Raw genomic sequence first — 16,779 nt, forward strand, 5'->3', positions numbered from 1 at the left:
CCGAGGTCAGATGACGAAATACCAGTTGGCGAGCAGCATCACCACCACGCCCGCGACCAGTGTCAGGTAGGGCAGCATGCCCGCCTTCTTGACCGCCAGATCGGACGAACTCATGCCGAGGTCGGCCAGCATATGGTCGGGGAACTTGCCGCCGTCCTGGATGTAGTGGCGGAAACAGAACACCGGGATGATAAAGGCCGCGGTGATTAGTCCGGCCCACAGTGCCATCGGGTTCCAGACCTTGGCGCCGGCGCCCATGAAGATCGCGTTGACATAGGCGAAGATGGCGCCGACCCCGAGCAGCCAGCTCGGCGCCTTCCATGGCCGCGCGATATGGCCGTTGTCGATGCGATGGATCCAGCCGGCGTTGAGGTTGAGGAAGTTGAAGATGATGTAGCCGCAGTTTGACACGGCGAGGATGAAGAAGAAGCTCGTCGCGTCGGCCGAGGCGATGGCCAGCACGATCAGGTTGAAGCAAAGGTCGGTCCACATGGCCCGCGTCGGTGCGCCATGCTCGTTGACGTGGCTGAGATAGCGCGGCAGCCAGCCGTCGACCGAGCCCTGGTAGAGCGTGCGCGAAGAACCCGCCATCGCCGTCATGATGCACAGCACCAGAGCCAGGATCATCAGCATCACCAGCAGGCTGTGGATCAGCGCTCCGCCACCGACCATCCCGGCCAGCGCATCGGCGACACCGGAGCCGTCGACGATCGGCGTGGCCAGCATGCCGTTCAAGCCGAGCACGCCCTGGAAGGTGAACGGCACCAGGATGAACAGCAGCATGCAGAGCAGGCCGGAATAGAAGATGGCCTTGAACGTGTCGGTGCCGGGGTTCTTGAATTCGGAGGTGTAGCAGACGGCGGTCTCGAAACCGTAGGTCGACCAGGCGGCGATGAACATGCCGCCGAGCACGAGCGTCCAGCCGGCGATGTTCCAGGCGCCGGGCTCCGGCGCGTAGGCGGCCGCCAGCGGCACCAGCGGCGAAAAATTCGCCCAGTTGATCTGGCCAGTGAAAATCGGCACGACGCCGACGATCAGCATCGGGATGATGACCAGCAGGCCGATATATTTCTGCACATTGGCGGTGCCCAGAATGCCGCGATGCTGGATCGAGAAGATGATCAGCATCAGCACCGCGCCGATGAAGAAGGTGGCATTGAAGGTGAAGGAGACCGGGCCCAGCGTGTGGCTGTACAGCGTCCAGTTGCGGATCGCCGGCGTCGCGGCAGCGGTCACCGCCGTGATCGCATCGGCGGCGCTGGTGCCGGCATGGGCCGCGATATAGGCGACGACATCGGGCGAGGTTTCCGTGAACAACGGCACTGGCGCCAGCGCGTTGAGGATATAGGCGGCGGCGATCGAGCAGCCGAGCGACAGCACCGGCGACCAGGCGAACCAGTTGCACCACACCGACAGCGGCGCGATGAACTTGGAATAGCGCAGCCAGGCGGTGGCGCCATAGATCGAGGCGCCGCCCGACTTGTTCGGGAACAGGCCGGCGATCTCGGCATAGGTGAAGGATTGCAGGAAGCCCATGATCATGGAGGCGATCCAGATCGCGAAAGCCAGCGTGCCGGTCGTGCCGGCAATGCCGCCGATCGAAAACAGGACAAGGGCAGGGACTCCGCTGGCCACCCAGAAGGCGCCGCGCCAGTCGATATTCCGGTGCAGCTTGCTCTCGGCAAGCGGCTCCATCGTAGTGCTTATCGTGCTCATGTGTTTGGGTTCCCCTTTTTGATATTCCCCGTCCGTGACGGCCGCGACTTCGCGCGGCTTCGTCATCGACGCACGCTTTGGGCGGCTGCCGGTGTTTCCACTCAGTCGCATTTTTTTCTTAGCAGTGAAGATTGATCCGGCGCGCTTGCACGTCAAGCGTTTTGTGAAACCATGCACAAAACGCTTGCGAAACATGTCAGCTTCGCACTGCTGTGGGCGGGATTGTTCGAAAGAAGGACCAGGGGCCTGAAATGAAAAACCCGCCTGAGGCGGGTCGCGGCGCAAACCAGCACCATCCCCAAATCGACAGCACAACTGCCGGCACTTGTCGATCGGGTAGTGTCTCTCAGTTTGAAATGACGACGACTAGTCGCCATTTCCAAGCAGGGATCGCACGTAGCGCGAACGTCGACCATTCCAACCGCAAAGCTTGCAGCGAGTTCCGTCGAACTCGTGGTGGCAGTTTTCATATCCATAGATAACGTGAGCGCACTCGGGACAAAGAAATGCCATTGCGGAGGACGAAGCACGATAATTGCTGCGGCACTCGTCGCAGCGCTTCCACTCCCCATCGCTAGCTTCCTGCGTCGGCATTAGCGTTGACCATTCCCTTTTTGTAAGGGCCGCGCTTGCCTGGCTTCGCGCAACTGCGTCCACTTTCTCGCAAAGGTCTTCCGTCGACCAGAGCGTCTTAGACACGCCGACGTCCGGGAATGTCTCAGTTTGAATTTTCCCCTAGCTTTCTCAAGAACCAGCTGGCTGCGATCACTGTCCCGAATCCCAATGCGGCTACGACGGCAGCGAAAGACGTCATGCCAATCGTCATGTAGGCGAATGCTCCAATCGCAAAGCCGAGTGTTCTAACCCAATTGGGCAACGATTGGCCTAGGTGATTTTCAAGGATGATTTCACAGCCGAATAAAACGCCAAATTGAAAGACAAACAGCCAGAATAGAACTGCAAAGAACCCAAAGTTTCTCGCAAAATAAAGTCGTTCAAGGCCATACGGGATGGCGACTGCTACAAAAGACAAGATCAGAAAAAACATCTAACTGAATTAGCATGACGAAACAATATGTCCAATGCCGCCCTATTCTCCAAGACGCCTTTTGCAAGGGCCGCGTCTCGGCTTCCTTCAACTGACCCACAACCCCCAACCACGGCGATCGCTCAGACTGCCCGGCGCAGCTTTCAATGTCTTGTGAGTGAAGCGCGGTCAGGAGCGCGGTTTGGTCTTCTGCGGATCGTAATGGGCAAAGGCGACGACCCGCGCCGGCAGCCGTTTGGCGTGGCCGTCGAGCTTGCCGATCTCGACCTCGGTGCCGATCGCAGCGTGGGTGACGTCGAGCCGCGCCAGCGCGATATTCTTGTTCAGCACCGGCGAGCGCATGCCTGACGTGACCACGCCGATCTGGGCGCGGCCGACATGCACGCAATCGCCATGGCCGACATCGACATTGGCGTCGATGTCGAGGCCGACCAGTTTTGTCTGCGGGTTTTCCTTGCGCCGGATCAACGCCTCGCGGCCGATGAAGTCGTCGGTCTTGCTCTTCAGCGGCACGGTGAAGCCGATGCCGGCCTCGAACGGGTCGGTCTGGTCCGAAAACTCGTAGCCGGCGAAGATCAGCCCGGCCTCGATGCGCACCATGTCGAGCGCCTGCAGCCCCATCGGCTTCAGCCCGTGCGGCTGGCCGGCCTCCCAGATGGCGTCGAACACTTTTTCGGCGTCACGCGGATGGCACCAGATCTCGTAGCCGAGCTCGCCGGTGTAGCCGGTGCGCGAGACGACGACCGGGATGCCGTTGCCCCCACCGATGCGGGCGACGGCGAAACGGAACCATTCGAGCTCGTCGATCGACGGCTGCAGCGGTGAGGTCCAGATAACCTCCCTCAGGATGTCGCGGCTTTTCGGGCCCTGCACGGCGATATTGTGCATCTGGTCGGTCGACGAGCGGACCAGGACGTTGAGGCCGAGCTTTTTCGCCGTTTCGCGCAGCCATTCGCCGGACAGATCGTCGCCGCCGACCCAGCGGAAATTGTCCCTCCCGAGCCGCAGCAGCGTGCCGTCATCGATCATGCCGCCATGCTCGTAGCACATGGCGGAATAGACGACCTGGCCGACGCCAAGCTTCTTGACGTCGCGGGTCAGCGTGTATTGCAGCAGCGCCTCCGAGTCCGGCCCGGTGACCTCGAACTTGCGCAGCGGCGACAGGTCCATGATGACCGCGGCCTGCCGGCAGGCCCAGTATTCGTCGATGGGCCCTTGCCTGGCGAAGGAATTGGCCAGCCAGTAGCCCCTGTACTCGACGAAGTTGCGGGTGTGCTTGGCAAAGCTCGAATGAAAGGAGGTCTCGCGGGTCATTTTCGGTTCCGAATCAGGCGTCATGCGTCTGGCGATCGCTCGCGAAAATTTGTGCTGGCCGGAATAGGTGCGCACATGGATGTCGGTCAGGTTCCAGCCATTGGCCGGCGTCGTGTCGTCGGGGCAGGCCGAGGAAACGCAGACGATGTCGGTCAGCGCCTTGAGCAGCACATAGTCGCCCGGCCGCGACCACGGCTCGTCCGACACCATGACGCCATGCGCGTCGATCGCCGTATTGAAGAAGAAGTTGATCGCCATCCAGCCGGCACGTGGCGTGACGCCCTTGTCCGACAGCGCGCGATTGAAATTCTCCGAGCAGTTGGTGTGGCCGGGATAGCCGATGTCGTCGTAATATTTGGCCGCGCAGGCGAGCGCGAAGGCGTCATGCCGGCCGCACGTGTCCTGCACGACCTCGACCAGCGGCTCCATGTCCTGGTCGTAGTATTTCGAATGCAGGCCGGGCATCGGATAGCTCGCGCCCATCAGCGTGCGGGTCGTCGTCACGTCGAGCGGATGGTCGCGACCCTTATCCAGCTTGCGTGCCGAAAAGCACTGGAAGTCGGTGCATTGGCGCCCGTCGACGTCGATGATCTGCAGATAGTCGCCGGCCTTGACGAAGTAGGATTCCGCCGTCGCCGAGTTGACGCGCAGGTCGAGCACCGGATCGGCGAGCGGGTCGGCCAATTGCGACTTCGCCGCCGGACGGATCGTGGCGCGTCGGACGATGACGCTGAGCGGCGTCGCCGTGTCGTGGCCATCGACAAGCATCGGCCCACCGGGCGCGGCGATGACCATCGCGCCGTCGCGCACGATATTGAAACCCTGCTCGGTGCCGGCCGGCGTGGTGCCACCGAAAACACGCACTGCCTTGGCCTGATCCAACTGCACCTGCCGCCGCGCAAGCCCGCGCCGCAATGCGCCCAGACTGTCGTCACCCTCGGCCAAAAGCGCCTTGATGCCGGCAGCATTGCTGTTCGACGTTTCGCCAAAAATGCCGGGGTCGGTCACGCCGCTCCTGTCCCACGCCAGCAGCTCGCAGGCCTGGCCGCCTTCGACATTGCGCACGGTCAGTGTATCGCCGGCTTCGACTTCGATGAGAACGGCGCCGTTGCCCTGGATGGTATAGCGCTCCATGCCCGGCGGCAGCGCGATCTGGCCGGGCCTCAGGATGAGGCTCGGCCGTGGTGGTCCGGCAGCAACGGCAGGGTAGGGCGACTGGCTCATCTCAGCCTTGCGTTTCGAGACATCGGTTCGAGAAACAAGTTTGCCTGTACGTGAAATTATTTTAGCAGGAAGAATAGGCGGCAAGGCCGGATTTGGCAAGCGAACGTGGCCCTTCTTGTCTGTTCCGCGCTACGCCAACTCCTCCGAATGCGCGATCGTCACGCGGTACTCAGCCGCCGCGTCGAGCATCGTGTGCCACAGGCTTCCGGCGAAGGTCGCAAACACCAGCAGGTTGAACACGGCCTGCCCATCCGGCCGGTCGCCGCCGCGCCAGAGCGTGACGCTGGTGTGATCGATCGAAGTTGCGGCGGCGGCGCCAATCGGGAAAGCCGACGGGTGAAGATCGATCGACGACAGCTTGGCCAGCACGGTGCGGGCCTTGGCCCCGGAAATGCGGACCAGGGCGCGCGCATGCGACTGGTCGGACAGGGAGGCAGGGCCGGACAATGCCGGCGCCAGCGTGTCCATCGTGTGCTTGCCGCCCTTAGACAGGACGAAGAACTGATCCGGCCCGGACCAGATCAGCGTGGCGTCTTGAGCCTGTACCACCGTGGGCGCATTGGGAGCCGCCACGCCGAAACGGCCGTTGGCCACCCGCGCCAGTTCGGCCGCTTTGCCGCGCCGCGCCATCACCTGGATCAGGTCGAAATTGCGGATTTCCGTCAGCGAGACGCCGGCCTCGATGCCGCGTGCGCCATGCGCGCCTGGGGCAAGCGCATGCTCGAGCGGACTGCGGGAAGACCAGGAAAACTCAGCCACGCTGGCGCCCTCCATCCGGATCGTAGAAGACGGGATTGCACAGTTCGACGTCATAGTCCTCGCCGCGCAACGGATCATGTGCATGGACGATCTCGCCGATGCGTTCGCGGCCGCGCTCGACCAGGCCGAGCCCGATCCATTGGTCTGCTGTCGGCGAGAAGCAGACCGAGGTGACATAGCCCTGGTCGTTGCCCGGGCCAGGTGTCTGCCCCTTCGGAATGATATGCGCGCCGGAGCGCAGCCTGCGCGCCTTGTCGACCGGCTTGATGCCGACCACGACCTGACGGTCCGGTGCAACCAGCGCCTCGCGCCCGGCCATGACGCGGCCAATGAAATCCTTTTTGGTCGACATCATCTTGCCGAGACCAAGATCCGCCGCCGTCGTCGTACCGCTCAGTTCCGGTCCGGCGATGTGACCCTTTTCAACCCGCATAACGCCGAGCGCCTCGGTGCCGTAAGGCGTGACGCCGAATGGCGCGCCGGCCAGCATCAGATTGCGCGCCATGGCATCGCCAAAGCGTGCCGGCACCGAAATCTCGAACGCCATCTCGCCGGAGAACGAGATGCGGAACAGCCGCGCCTTGATGCCGCCGCGCAAGCGGACTTCGCGCGCGCCCATGAACGGGAAACCTTCATTGGAAAGGTCTTCCGCCGGATCGACAATCTCCTTGAGCAGGTCACGGGTCTTCGGCCCGGCGATCGAGAACTGTGCCCACTGGTCCGAGACCGAAGTCAGTTGCACGTCGAGTTCGGGAAACAGCACCTGCCGGCAGAATTCGAGATGCTGCATCACCAGTCCGGCCTTGGCCGTCGTGGTGGTCAGGAAATAATGATCCTCGGCCAGCCGCGACGTGGTGCCGTCGTCATAGACCATGCCGTCCTCGCGCAGCATCAATCCGTAGCGGGCCTTGCCGACGGCGAGATTGGAGAAGGTGTTGACATAGACGCGGTCCAGGAAAGCGCCGGCATCCGGGCCGTGCACGTCGATCTTGCCGAGCGTCGAGACATCGCAGAAGCCGACGCCGCCGCGCACCGCCTTGACCTCGCGGGTCACCGATTCCAGCCAGTCCTTCTCGCCGGCGCGCGGATACCACTGCGCGCGCTTCCACAGCCCGGTGTCGACGAAAACAGCACCTTGTTCGGCGGCCCAGTGATGCGACGGTGTCAGCCGCGTCGCATGGAACGTCTCGTCGCGATGATGGCCGGCAAAGGCGCCGATCGCGACGGGCACGTAAGGAGGGCGGTAGATCGTCGTGCCGGTCTCGGGAATGGACCGGCCGCTGACCGCGGCCATGATGGCGAGACCGGCGACATTGGAGGTCTTGCCCTGGTCGGTCGCCATGCCGAGCGTTGTGTATCGCTTCAGATGCTCGACCGATTCAAAGCCTTCGCGCTGCGCCAGTTCGATGTCGGAGGCGGTGACGTCGTGCTGGTAGTCGACAAAGGCCTTGCCCTTGCCGGCAACGTGCCAGAGCGGCTTGAGCGAGAACGCCTCGTCGTCGGCGACAGGGGCGGTGCCTGCCTTGCCGCCGTGCCCGGTGTCATGCGCGGCTGCGCTACCCGCGGCAAAGCCCTGAGCCAAGCAGGCGCCGAGCCCGAAGGCACCGTTGGCGGCGCCCACGGCCACCATTCCGGGAGGCGCGCCATTCGGCACGAAGGCGGCGATGTTATCCAGCCATTTCGGCCGGCCGCGATGATAGGAGGTCAGCCCGACAGCCGGGTTCCAGCCGCCGGAAACGGCAAGCCCGTCGGCTTCGACCTCGGCGCGCGCGCCACCGGTGAGTGACGCAGCGATCTTCCTGACGCCATCCTTGCCGCCATCGACCCCACTGACCGAACCGTGCAGCACCGGGAAGCCGCCCTTGGACGCCAGCGAACGATGGGCGGGCGATACGTCAGGCCGCGCGTCGATGACCGCCGCGATCTGCAACCCGGCGCCGAGTGCGATCTCGACCGTGCGCCAGCCATCCTCATTGTTGGTGAACAGCGCGATGCGTTTGGCCGGCGCTGCCGCGTAGCGCGCGACGTAGGTCCGCATGGCGGAAGCCATCATCACGCCAGGCGTGTCGTTGCCGGCAAAGACGATCGGCCGTTCGATGGCGCCGGCCGCGACCACGCAGCGCCTGGCCACGATCCGCCACAGCCGCTGGCGCACCTGATGCTCCGGCGGCGAGGGCAGATGGTCGTTGACCCGCTCGATGGCGCCATAGGTGCCGCCGTCATAGACCCCGAACAGCGTCGTGCGGGTCATGATGCGGACGTCTGGCAGGGTAGCAAGCTCAGCCAGCGTCCGCGAAAGCCATTCCGCTGCCGGCAGGCCATCGATCGTGCCGCCATCCGCCAGCAGGCGGCCGCCCGGCGAAAAATCCTCCTCGCACAGGATGACACGGGCACCCGAGCGTCCGGCTGCCAAGGCCGCGGCCAGTCCGGCCGGGCCCGAGCCGCCGATCAGCACATCGCAATGCGCCCACGCCTTGTCGTAATGGTCGGGATCGGCGACGCCCGCGGCGCGGCCAAGTCCGGCGGCGCGGCGGATCGCCGGTTCGTAGATCGCTTCCCAGAATTTCGCCGGCCACATGAAGGTCTTGTAGTAGAAGCCGGCGACGAAGATCGGCGCGAACAGCTGGTTGACCGACATCACATCGTGGCGCAGCGATGGCCAGCGGTTCTGGCTAGCGGCCTCTAGCCCTTCATAGAGCTCGGCCGTGGTCGCCTTGGTGTTCGGTTCGCGCCGCGCGCCGGTGCGCAATTCGACCAGCGCGTTCGGCTCTTCCGAGCCAGCGGTGAGGATGCCGCGCGGGCGATGGTATTTGAACGAGCGGCCGACAAGCTTGACGCCATTGGCGATCAGCGCCGAGGCGAGCGTGTCGCCCTGGAAGCCGGAGAACGTCTTGCCGTCGAAACGAAAATTCAGCGGCGCGGAGCGGTCGATCAGGCCGCCGGACGTGAGGCGATGGGATTGGCTGAACGTCACGAGTGCCGGCCTTCCGTGAGTTCGATGAAACGCGAGGGGGTTGCGCTGCCCCTCATCGCTCTGCCGGGCACTTCTCCCCATATAGTCACGGGGAGAAGGACGCCGCCGCCGAAGATTTCGCCAATCATCGACGTTGCAGAAAGGGCGCCGAGGTTGCGGCCAGCCTTCCTCTCCCCGTCGCTATACGGGGAGAGGATGCCGGCAGGCAGGTGAGGGGCGGCGCTGACCTGAACAGAAGAATTCATTTCGCGGCCTGCCTAGCACCGGCGCCCGCCGCCGGCTCAACCGAAGAAATCTCGTGCGTCAGCGTGTTGCGGCCGATCTTCAGCCAGGTCCGGCAGCCGCCGCCATGGTACCAGTATTCGCTGGTCTCGCCGGCGACATTGTCGCGCAGATAGACGTAGTCGAAGACCTCGTCTTCCGAGGCGCCGGCCACCGGCCGCACCGGCTTGGCGTCGCCCAGATAGGTGAATTCGCCGAGTTCGCGTTCGCCGCAGAAGGGACAGACAATGCGCATGGTTCCGTCCGTCCTCAGTGCAGGTTCGGTTGGGCGCCCTGGCCCTTTTCGTCGATCATCGCACCAGTCCGGAAGCGGTCGAGGCGGAACCGTGCGGCTTCTTCGTGCGGCGTGTCGCGAGCCAGCAGATGGGCAAAGACAAAGCCCGATCCCGGCGTCGCCTTGAAGCCGCCATAGCACCAGCCGGCGTTGAGGTAGAGCCCGTCGATCGGCGTCTTGTCGATGATCGGCGAGCCGTCCATCGACATGTCCATGATGCCACCCCACTGGCGCAGCAGGCGCACGCGGCCGATCATCGGCATCAGCGCCATGCCGCCCTCGCAGACATCCTCCATCACAGGCATGTTGCCGCGCTGGGCGTAGGAATTGTAGCCGTCGATGTCGCCGCCGAAGACCAGCCCGCCCTTGTCCGACTGGCTGACGTAGAAATGGCCGGCACCGAAGGTCATGACACCGGGGATCAGCGGCTTGATCGCTTCGGAGACGAAGGCCTGCAGCACATGGCTTTCGATCGGCAGGCGCAGGCCCGCCATCGCCGCGACGCGCGAGGAACTGCCGGCGACCGCCATGCCGACCTTGCCGGCGCCGATCTTGCCGCGCGAGGTCTCGACGCCGGTCACCTTGCCGTTGGCGTCGCGGGTAAAGCCGGTCACCTCGCAGTTCTGGATGATGTCGACGCCGAGCGCGCTCGCCGCATGGGCATAGCCCCAGACCACGGCATCGTGGCGCGCCGTGCCGCCACGCCGCTGCAAGAGCCCGCCTTGCACGGGAAAGCGCGCATTGTCGAAGTTCAGGAACGGGATCATCTTCTTGACCGCGGCGAGGTCGAGCAGTTCGGCATCGATGCCATTGATGCGCATGGTGTTGCCGCGCCGCGCATAGGCGTCGCGCTGTGCGTCGGAATGGTAGAGGTTGATGACGCCGCGCTGGCTGACCATCGTGTTGTAGTTGAGGTCCTGCTCCATCCGTTCCCACAGCTTCATCGACAGTTCGTAGAAGCCGGTGTTGCCGGGCAGGCCATAATTGGAGCGGATGATGGTGGTGTTGCGGCCGGCATTGCCGGAGCCGATCCAGCCCTTTTCCAGCACGGCGACATTCTTGATGCCGTACTCGCTGGCGAGAAACCATGCGGTGGCCAGGCCATGGCCGCCGCCGCCGATGATCACCACGTCGTAGCGATCCTTCGGCGTGGCGTCGCGCCAGGTGCGCTGCCAGTTCTTGTGGCCGGACAGGGCGGCGCGGGCGAGCGAGAAGATCGAGTATTTCATCAGTTCATTCCGAGGTCGCTCGCATTCGCTGGGAGTTAGATATCCAACGTGTGGTCGCGCTCCCATTGCGTGAAGTGCGAAGCATAGGAATTCCATTCCTGGTGCTTCAGCTTTAGGTAGGCCGACGAGAATTCCTCACCCAGCGCCGCCTTCAGCGATTTGTCCTTGTCGAACTCGCGCAGCGCGTCGAGCAGGTTGAGCGGCAGCTTCGGCGCGCCCTTCACGGTGTGACCGTGCTGGTACATGTCGATGTCGTAGCGCTTGCCGGGGTCGGCCTTCGAGCGGATGCCGTCGAGGCCGGCGGCGATGATGACCGCCTGCAGGAGATAGGGGTTTGCCGCGCCGTCGGGCAGGCGCAGTTCGAAACGGCCGGGGCCGGGCACGCGCACCATGTGGGTGCGGTTGTTGCCGGTCCAGGTCACCGTGTTCGGCGCCCAGGTCGCGCCCGAAATGGTGCGCGGTGCGTTGATGCGCTTGTAGGAATTGACCGTCGGGTTGGTGATCGCAGCAAGCGCGGATGCATGCTTCATGATGCCGCCGAGGAAATTCTTGCCCTTGGCCGACAGGCCGAGTTCCATCGCATTGTCGGCAAAGACGTTGGTCTTGCCGGCCTTGTCCCACACCGAGATGTGCGCATGGCAGCCATTGCCGGTCAGGCCCTGGAAGGGCTTCGGCATGAATGTCGCGCGCAGGCCATGCTTTTCCGCGATCGACTTGACCATGAATTTGAAGAAGGAATGCTTGTCGGCGGTCGCCAGCGCATCGTCGAAGGCCCAGTTCATCTCGAACTGGCCGTTGGCATCCTCGTGGTCGTTCTGGTAGGCGCCCCAGCCGAGCGCCAGCATATGGTCGCAGATCTCGGCAATCACGTCATAGCGGCGCATCACCGCTTGCTGGTCGTAGCAGGGCTTCGACGCGGTGTCATATTCGTCGGAGATCGTCTTGCCGTCCGGCGAGATCAGGAAGAACTCGGCCTCGACGCCGGTCTTGACGTGCATGCCGTCGCTGGCCGCCTCGGCGATCAGTCGCTTTAACGTGTTGCGCGGTGCCTGGTCGACCTCCTTGTCGTCCATGATGCAATTGGCGGCGACCCAGGCAACTTCCGGTTTCCACGGCAGCTGGATCACCGAATCCGGATCCGGCACCGCCAGCATATCGGGATGGGCCGGCGTGAGATCAAGCCATGTGGCGAACCCGGCAAAGCCGGCGCCGTCCTTCTGCATGTCGGCGATGGCCTGCGCCGGCACCAGCTTGGCGCGCTGGCCACCGAACAGGTCGGTGTAGGAAATCATGAAATATTTGACGTTTTTCGCCCTTGCGAAGTCTGCAAGATCAGCTGTCACGGAAGTTTCCCCATTTTTTTGTCGATTGGTGGCCCCAGAGCGTGTGGGCTTCGGCCCTTCGTTGATCAGAAGCCGTTCTTCCCCGGTATCCAGTTGGTGCCGGCCAGCGGCACGCCGGCCATGGCGGCGGCCTCGATCGTCAGCGCGACAAGGTCCTCGGGTTCGAGATTGTGCAGGCTGTTCTTGCCGCACGCGCGGGCGATAGTCTGAGCTTCCAGTGTCATCACCTTGAGGTAGTTCGCCAGCCGGCGCCCGGCGGCGACCGGGTCGACGCGCTTCATCAGTTCCGGGTCCTGCGTGGTGATGCCGGCCGGGTCGCGGCCCTCGTGCCAGTCGTCATAGGCGCCCGCCGTGGTGCCGAGCTCGTTGTACTCGGCCTCCCAGCGTGGGTCGTTGTCGCCGAGCGCGACAAGGGCAGCCGTGCCGATCGAGACCGCATCGACGCCCAGCGCCAGCGCCTTGGCGACATCGGCGCCGTTGCGGATGCCGCCGGAGACGATCAGCTGCACCTTGCGGTGCATGCCGAGATCCTGCAGTGCCTGCACCGCCGGCCTGATGCAGGCAAGCGTCGGCTGGCCGACATTTTCGATGAACACTTCCTGCGTGGCCGCCGTGCCGCCCTGCATGCCGTCGACGACGACGACATCGGCGCCGGCTTTCACGGCAAGCGCCGTATCGTAATAGGGGCGGGCGCCGCCGACCTTGACGTAGATCGGCTTTTCCCAGTCGGTGATTTCGCGCAGTTCGAGGATCTTGATCTCGAGATCGTCGGGCCCGGTCCAGTCGGGATGGCGCGAGGCCGAGCGCTGGTCGATGCCTTTCGGCAGCGTGCGCATTTCGGCGACGCGGTCGGAAATCTTCTGGCCGAGCAGCATGCCGCCGCCGCCGGGCTTGGCGCCCTGGCCGACGACGACTTCGATGGCATCGGCACGGCGCAGGTCGCGCAGGTTCATGCCGTAGCGCGATGGCAGGTATTGGTAGACCAACGTCTTCGAATGGCCGCGCTCTTCCTCGGTCATGCCGCCATCGCCTGTGGTGGTCGAGGTGCCCGACAGGGTCGCGCCGCGTCCGAGCGCTTCCTTGGCCGGGCCGGACAGCGAGCCGAAGCTCATGCCGGCGACGGTGATCGGGATCTTGAGTTCGATCGGCTTCTTGGCATGGCGTGAACCGAGCACGACGCTGGTGTCGCAGCGCTCGCGATAGCCTTCCAGTGGATAGCGCGAAATCGAAGCACCGAGGAACAGCAGGTCGTCGAAATGCGGCAGCTTGCGCTTGGCGCCGGCGCCACGGATATCGTAGATCCCCGTCGCCGCGGCGCGGCGGATTTCAGAAAGCGTGTAGTCGTCGAAGGTCGCGGATTTGCGCGGCGTCGTCGGCGGGTTCCTGTAGGTCATGCTGCCTCAATACGCGTCGGCGTTGWCGATATTGAAATTGTAGAGTGTGCGCGCCGAGCCGTAGCGTTTGAAGTCCGACGGCTTGACGCCGGTGACGCCGGCACGGTCGAGCAGGCCTTGCAGCAACTCCAGGTGTTCGGCCCGCATCTCCTTGGCGATGCAGTCGGCACCGAGGCTGTCGACCTTTCCGCGCACGAACAGTCGCGCCTCGTAGATGGAATCGCCCAGCGCATCGCCCGCATCGCCCAGCACCACCAGATTGCCGGACTGCGCCATGAAGGCCGACATGTGGCCGATATTGCCGTGCACGACGATGTCGATGCCCTTCATCGAAATGCCGCAACGCGACGAGGCATTGCCTTCGATGACCAGCAGGCCACCCTTGCCGGTGGCGCCGGCATACTGGCTGGCATCGCCCTTCACGGTGATCGAACCCGACATCATGTTCTCGCCGACGCCGGGCCCGGCCGAGCCATGCACAGTGATGGCGCTGCCGGAATTCATGCCGCCGCAATAATAGCCGACGCTGCCGCGCACATCGATGGTAACAGGCTGGTCGACGCCGACGGCGACCGAATGATTGCCTTTCGGGTTCAGCACTTCCCACGCCGTTTCATTCGAGCCGGGCGCCAGATTATGCAGCGCCTGGTTGAGCTCGCGCAACGACATCTGGTCGAGGTCGAAGACCCGGGAAGCGTGGTCGTGCGCCGCCGTCTTTGAAAGTTTGGTTGCCGGCATGAACTCAATGCTCCCAGAAATAGACGGTTGCGGGCTCGGGTTCCCAGACCCTCGCATTGTCTATGCCGGGCAGTTTGGTCAGCGCACGATACTCCGAGCCGAAGGCGACATACTGGTCGGTCTCGGCCATCACGGCGGGCTTGCAGGCGATCGGATCGCGCACCACGCCAAAGCCGTTCTTGGTGCCGACGACAAAGGTGAAGAAGCCGTCGAGGTCGGAGAGCGTGCCCTCCAGCGCTTCGCCGAGATTCTTGCCATGCGCCATCTGCGAGGAGAGATAGGCGGCTGCGACCTCGGTGTCGTTTTCGGTCTCGAAGGTCATGCCTTCGCGGATCAGTTCGCGGCGGACATTGTTGTGGTTGGACAGCGAACCATTGTGCACCAGGCACTGGTCGGCCCCGGTCGAGAACGGATGCGCGCCCATCGTCGTCACCGCAGATTCCGTCGCCATGCGGGTATGGCCGATGCCATGCGTGCCGGTCATGCTGCGGACGTCGAAGCGGTCGACCACCGCCTCGGGCAGGCCGACCTCCTTGTAGATTTCGACCACGTCGCCGGCGCCCATGATGCGGATGTCGGGGCGCAGCGCCTGGATCGCCTCGCGCGCCTCGTCGATCTTGTCAGGCGTGGTCCTGACGACCGCATGGGTCGATTTGACAGTGATCGTCACTGGCGTGCCGATGGCCTTGGCGAGTTCGGCATCGAGGCCGCGGAAATCGCGTTCCGGCTTGGCCGACTGGATGGTGATCTTGGCCTCATTCCTGGAAGGCGCGCCATAGATGGCGATGCCGGCGCTGTCCGGACCCCGATCGCTGAGCGAGATCAGCATCTGCGACAGCATCGAGCCAAGCTGGGGTTCCAGCGACTTGTCCTTCAAAAACAGTCCGACAATTCCACACATGTCAGCCTCCCGGTGTTTGCAGCTCTGAGATGATGTACCGAATGAGTCCCCTGAATTCAATCGTATGAAAAAAATATTCCTCCAGTTACGTATGTTTCTCAATGCCGGTCTGCGCGCCATCATTGTCTCGTCGGACCTTGTGAACCCATTTGGCGGTGCGGATGCGGGCTATCCTGTAGGCGTCGAGGATCGACAACGCATAAATCAGGAAGCCGCCGGCATGACGGCCGACAAAGCTGGCGTCCGGCGGTGCGATCTTGGCGGTGRCCCATGCCAGGATCACCATGAAGAAAAGAAATTGCAGGCCGCGCACCGGCACGCCCAGAATGACGTGTCCGCTCGCCGGCAGAACGATTGCCGCGCCGAGCACCAGATACGGGTTGGGAGGGGCGGGTACAGTGACGGAACTGGTCATGCGGCCTGCCGATCGCTTTTGTTGATGGCGTCGCGAAGTGCCGACACCGACACCAGCAGTCTTTCGATCAGCACTGGGTCAAGTGTGGCATCCCCAAATTCGGCTTGCCGGAACACGCCGTAGCGTGCCCGCTCGGCCTCGGCCAGCAGCCAGACGATGCGTATGCCCTTGGGTGTGATCAGCAGTTCCTTGGCGCGCCCTTCGGAGAAGATCTCGACATGGCTGGCGATGATGCCTTGGGGAAAACGCGCGCCCCTGCGATCGGTGCGCAGCACTGCCTCGGCTGGAAATCCCGGAGCCTTCGGCAGCGTATGGTCGAGATGATCGAAATTGGAGAAGGTCGTCGGCGAGCCCGGCCGCATCATCATGTCGAAGGTGCCGGGCACCGACACGGGCTCGGTGATCGAGACGCTCAGCCAGCGTGCCGGAAGTTTTCGTGTTGCCAGCGTATCGACGATCGTGCGCACCTGGACGCGTCGGCCGTTCCAGGAACCTTCCCATGTGATGACACCGGCGGTGCCGTCCGAAACATCGGCAGCGTCGGCAATGACGGTACGAACGCTGGCATGCTCGATGGCGAGCGCCACTGACGCCCTGTTGCGGCTGGCGCGCGCCAGCCAGGCAAGATGAAGGACGAGGGCCAGGACAATTGCTCCGGCAAAGAGTGCTGACGTCACCTCGGACATTTTGTCATGCCAGGCCCGTCCAGGATCCGGACGGGCCTACTCCCATCAATAACCCTGCGGCTTCGGCCACGGCATGGTGAACTGATCGCCACGCCGCACGAATTTGTAGCGGTAGAAATGGAACCATAGCGAGATCAGGAAATAGAAGGCGACCATGGCGATCAGCTGTGAGCCGAAGCCGAGGAAGATGGCGAAGAAGGTCACCACGCACAGGCAGAACAGCACGATCGCCGGCAGAGGATGGAACGGATGCGTATAGCCGCGGCGGATCGAGCCGAGCGGCCATTTCTTCCTGAACATGACGATGTTGATGCTCATGAACGTGTATTGCAGCACACCCGACAGGATCGAGAAAGTGATCGCCTGGTTGAGGTCGGCGATGAAGGCGAAGGCCAGCGCGATCGGCAGCAGGAACAGGATCGAGCGATAGGGCGTGCGGTATTTCGGATGCACGGCCGAGAACCATGTCGGCAGGTAGCGGT

The 16,779-nt window shown here is 63.6% G+C and carries 13 protein-coding genes and 1 pseudogene; all 14 read right to left on the bottom strand.

Going from position 1 to position 16,779, the window contains the following annotated elements:
• Positions 1-6: 6 nt before the first annotated feature.
• Positions 7-1,716: an APC family permease gene (locus ACXJ7R_RS01890; protein WP_457150324.1), complete on the bottom strand. Its 1,710-nt coding sequence runs from the start codon at positions 1,714-1,716 to the stop codon at positions 7-9.
• 718 nt (positions 1,717-2,434) lie between these two features.
• On the bottom strand, positions 2,435-2,764 hold the full coding sequence (locus ACXJ7R_RS01895) for a hypothetical protein (protein WP_457150325.1): 330 nt from the start codon (positions 2,762-2,764) through the stop codon (positions 2,435-2,437).
• A 168-nt stretch (positions 2,765-2,932) separates the two neighbouring features.
• Complete coding sequence (locus ACXJ7R_RS01900) at positions 2,933-5,302, bottom strand: DUF1989 domain-containing protein (protein WP_457150326.1); 2,370 nt, start codon at positions 5,300-5,302, stop codon at positions 2,933-2,935.
• A 129-nt stretch (positions 5,303-5,431) separates the two neighbouring features.
• The gene (locus ACXJ7R_RS01905; RefSeq protein WP_457150327.1) at positions 5,432-6,061 is read right to left on the bottom strand and encodes a sarcosine oxidase subunit gamma; all 630 of its coding nucleotides are present in this window, start codon (positions 6,059-6,061) and stop codon (positions 5,432-5,434) included.
• Positions 6,054-9,035 carry a sarcosine oxidase subunit alpha gene (locus ACXJ7R_RS01910; protein ID WP_457150328.1) on the bottom strand — a complete coding sequence of 994 codons (2,982 nt, stop codon included), beginning with the start codon at positions 9,033-9,035 and terminating at the stop codon, positions 6,054-6,056. The genes ACXJ7R_RS01905 and ACXJ7R_RS01910 overlap by 8 nt, the downstream gene beginning before the upstream one ends.
• Positions 9,036-9,276: 241 nt before the next feature.
• Positions 9,277-9,552: a sarcosine oxidase subunit delta gene (locus tag ACXJ7R_RS01915; protein ID WP_457150329.1), complete on the bottom strand. Its 276-nt coding sequence runs from the start codon at positions 9,550-9,552 to the stop codon at positions 9,277-9,279.
• Between the two features lie 14 nt (positions 9,553-9,566).
• Positions 9,567-10,820, bottom strand: coding sequence for a sarcosine oxidase subunit beta family protein (locus tag ACXJ7R_RS01920; RefSeq protein WP_457150330.1), 1,254 nt, complete (start codon positions 10,818-10,820; stop codon positions 9,567-9,569).
• 35 nt (positions 10,821-10,855) lie between these two features.
• Positions 10,856-12,163 carry a type III glutamate--ammonia ligase gene (gene glnT / locus ACXJ7R_RS01925; protein ID WP_457150331.1) on the bottom strand — a complete coding sequence of 436 codons (1,308 nt, stop codon included), beginning with the start codon at positions 12,161-12,163 and terminating at the stop codon, positions 10,856-10,858.
• A 65-nt stretch (positions 12,164-12,228) separates the two neighbouring features.
• On the bottom strand, positions 12,229-13,557 hold the full coding sequence (locus ACXJ7R_RS01930) for an FMN-binding glutamate synthase family protein (protein ID WP_027023053.1): 1,329 nt from the start codon (positions 13,555-13,557) through the stop codon (positions 12,229-12,231).
• 6 nt (positions 13,558-13,563) lie between these two features.
• The gene (locus ACXJ7R_RS01935; RefSeq protein WP_457150332.1) at positions 13,564-14,295 is read right to left on the bottom strand and encodes a GltB/FmdC/FwdC-like GXGXG domain-containing protein; all 732 of its coding nucleotides are present in this window, start codon (positions 14,293-14,295) and stop codon (positions 13,564-13,566) included.
• Positions 14,296-14,299: 4 nt separating this feature from the next.
• The gene (locus ACXJ7R_RS01940; protein WP_457150333.1) at positions 14,300-15,196 is read right to left on the bottom strand and encodes a class II glutamine amidotransferase; all 897 of its coding nucleotides are present in this window, start codon (positions 15,194-15,196) and stop codon (positions 14,300-14,302) included.
• Between the two features lie 85 nt (positions 15,197-15,281).
• Positions 15,282-15,611 carry a hypothetical protein gene (locus ACXJ7R_RS01945; protein ID WP_457150334.1) on the bottom strand — a complete coding sequence of 110 codons (330 nt, stop codon included), beginning with the start codon at positions 15,609-15,611 and terminating at the stop codon, positions 15,282-15,284.
• Positions 15,608-16,297 (bottom strand): hypothetical protein, encoded by a 690-nt coding sequence (locus ACXJ7R_RS01950; protein ID WP_457150335.1) that lies wholly within the window; start codon positions 16,295-16,297, stop codon positions 15,608-15,610. Before ACXJ7R_RS01950 ends, ACXJ7R_RS01945 begins: the two co-directional genes overlap by 4 nt.
• Positions 16,298-16,342: 45 nt before the next feature.
• A pseudogene (locus ACXJ7R_RS01955) lies at positions 16,343-16,779 on the bottom strand (amino acid permease); the annotation flags it as partial.

The sequence above is a fragment of the Mesorhizobium sp. P5_C1 genome, assembly GCF_054049815.1.

Coding starts and splice junctions, on each gene's coding strand:
- ACXJ7R_RS01920 (WP_457150330.1), bottom strand. CDS start 10,820: ATGAAATACTCGATCTTCTCGCTCGCCCGCGCCGCCCTGTCCGGCCAC.
- ACXJ7R_RS01890 (WP_457150324.1), bottom strand. CDS start 1,716: ATGAGCACGATAAGCACTACGATGGAGCCGCTTGCCGAGAGCAAGCTG.
- ACXJ7R_RS01930 (WP_027023053.1), bottom strand. CDS start 13,557: ATGACCTACAGGAACCCGCCGACGACGCCGCGCAAATCCGCGACCTTC.
- ACXJ7R_RS01895 (WP_457150325.1), bottom strand. CDS start 2,764: ATGTTTTTTCTGATCTTGTCTTTTGTAGCAGTCGCCATCCCGTATGGC.
- ACXJ7R_RS01900 (WP_457150326.1), bottom strand. CDS start 5,302: ATGAGCCAGTCGCCCTACCCTGCCGTTGCTGCCGGACCACCACGGCCG.
- ACXJ7R_RS01950 (WP_457150335.1), bottom strand. CDS start 16,297: ATGTCCGAGGTGACGTCAGCACTCTTTGCCGGAGCAATTGTCCTGGCC.
- ACXJ7R_RS01940 (WP_457150333.1), bottom strand. CDS start 15,196: ATGTGTGGAATTGTCGGACTGTTTTTGAAGGACAAGTCGCTGGAACCC.
- ACXJ7R_RS01915 (WP_457150329.1), bottom strand. CDS start 9,552: ATGCGCATTGTCTGTCCCTTCTGCGGCGAACGCGAACTCGGCGAATTC.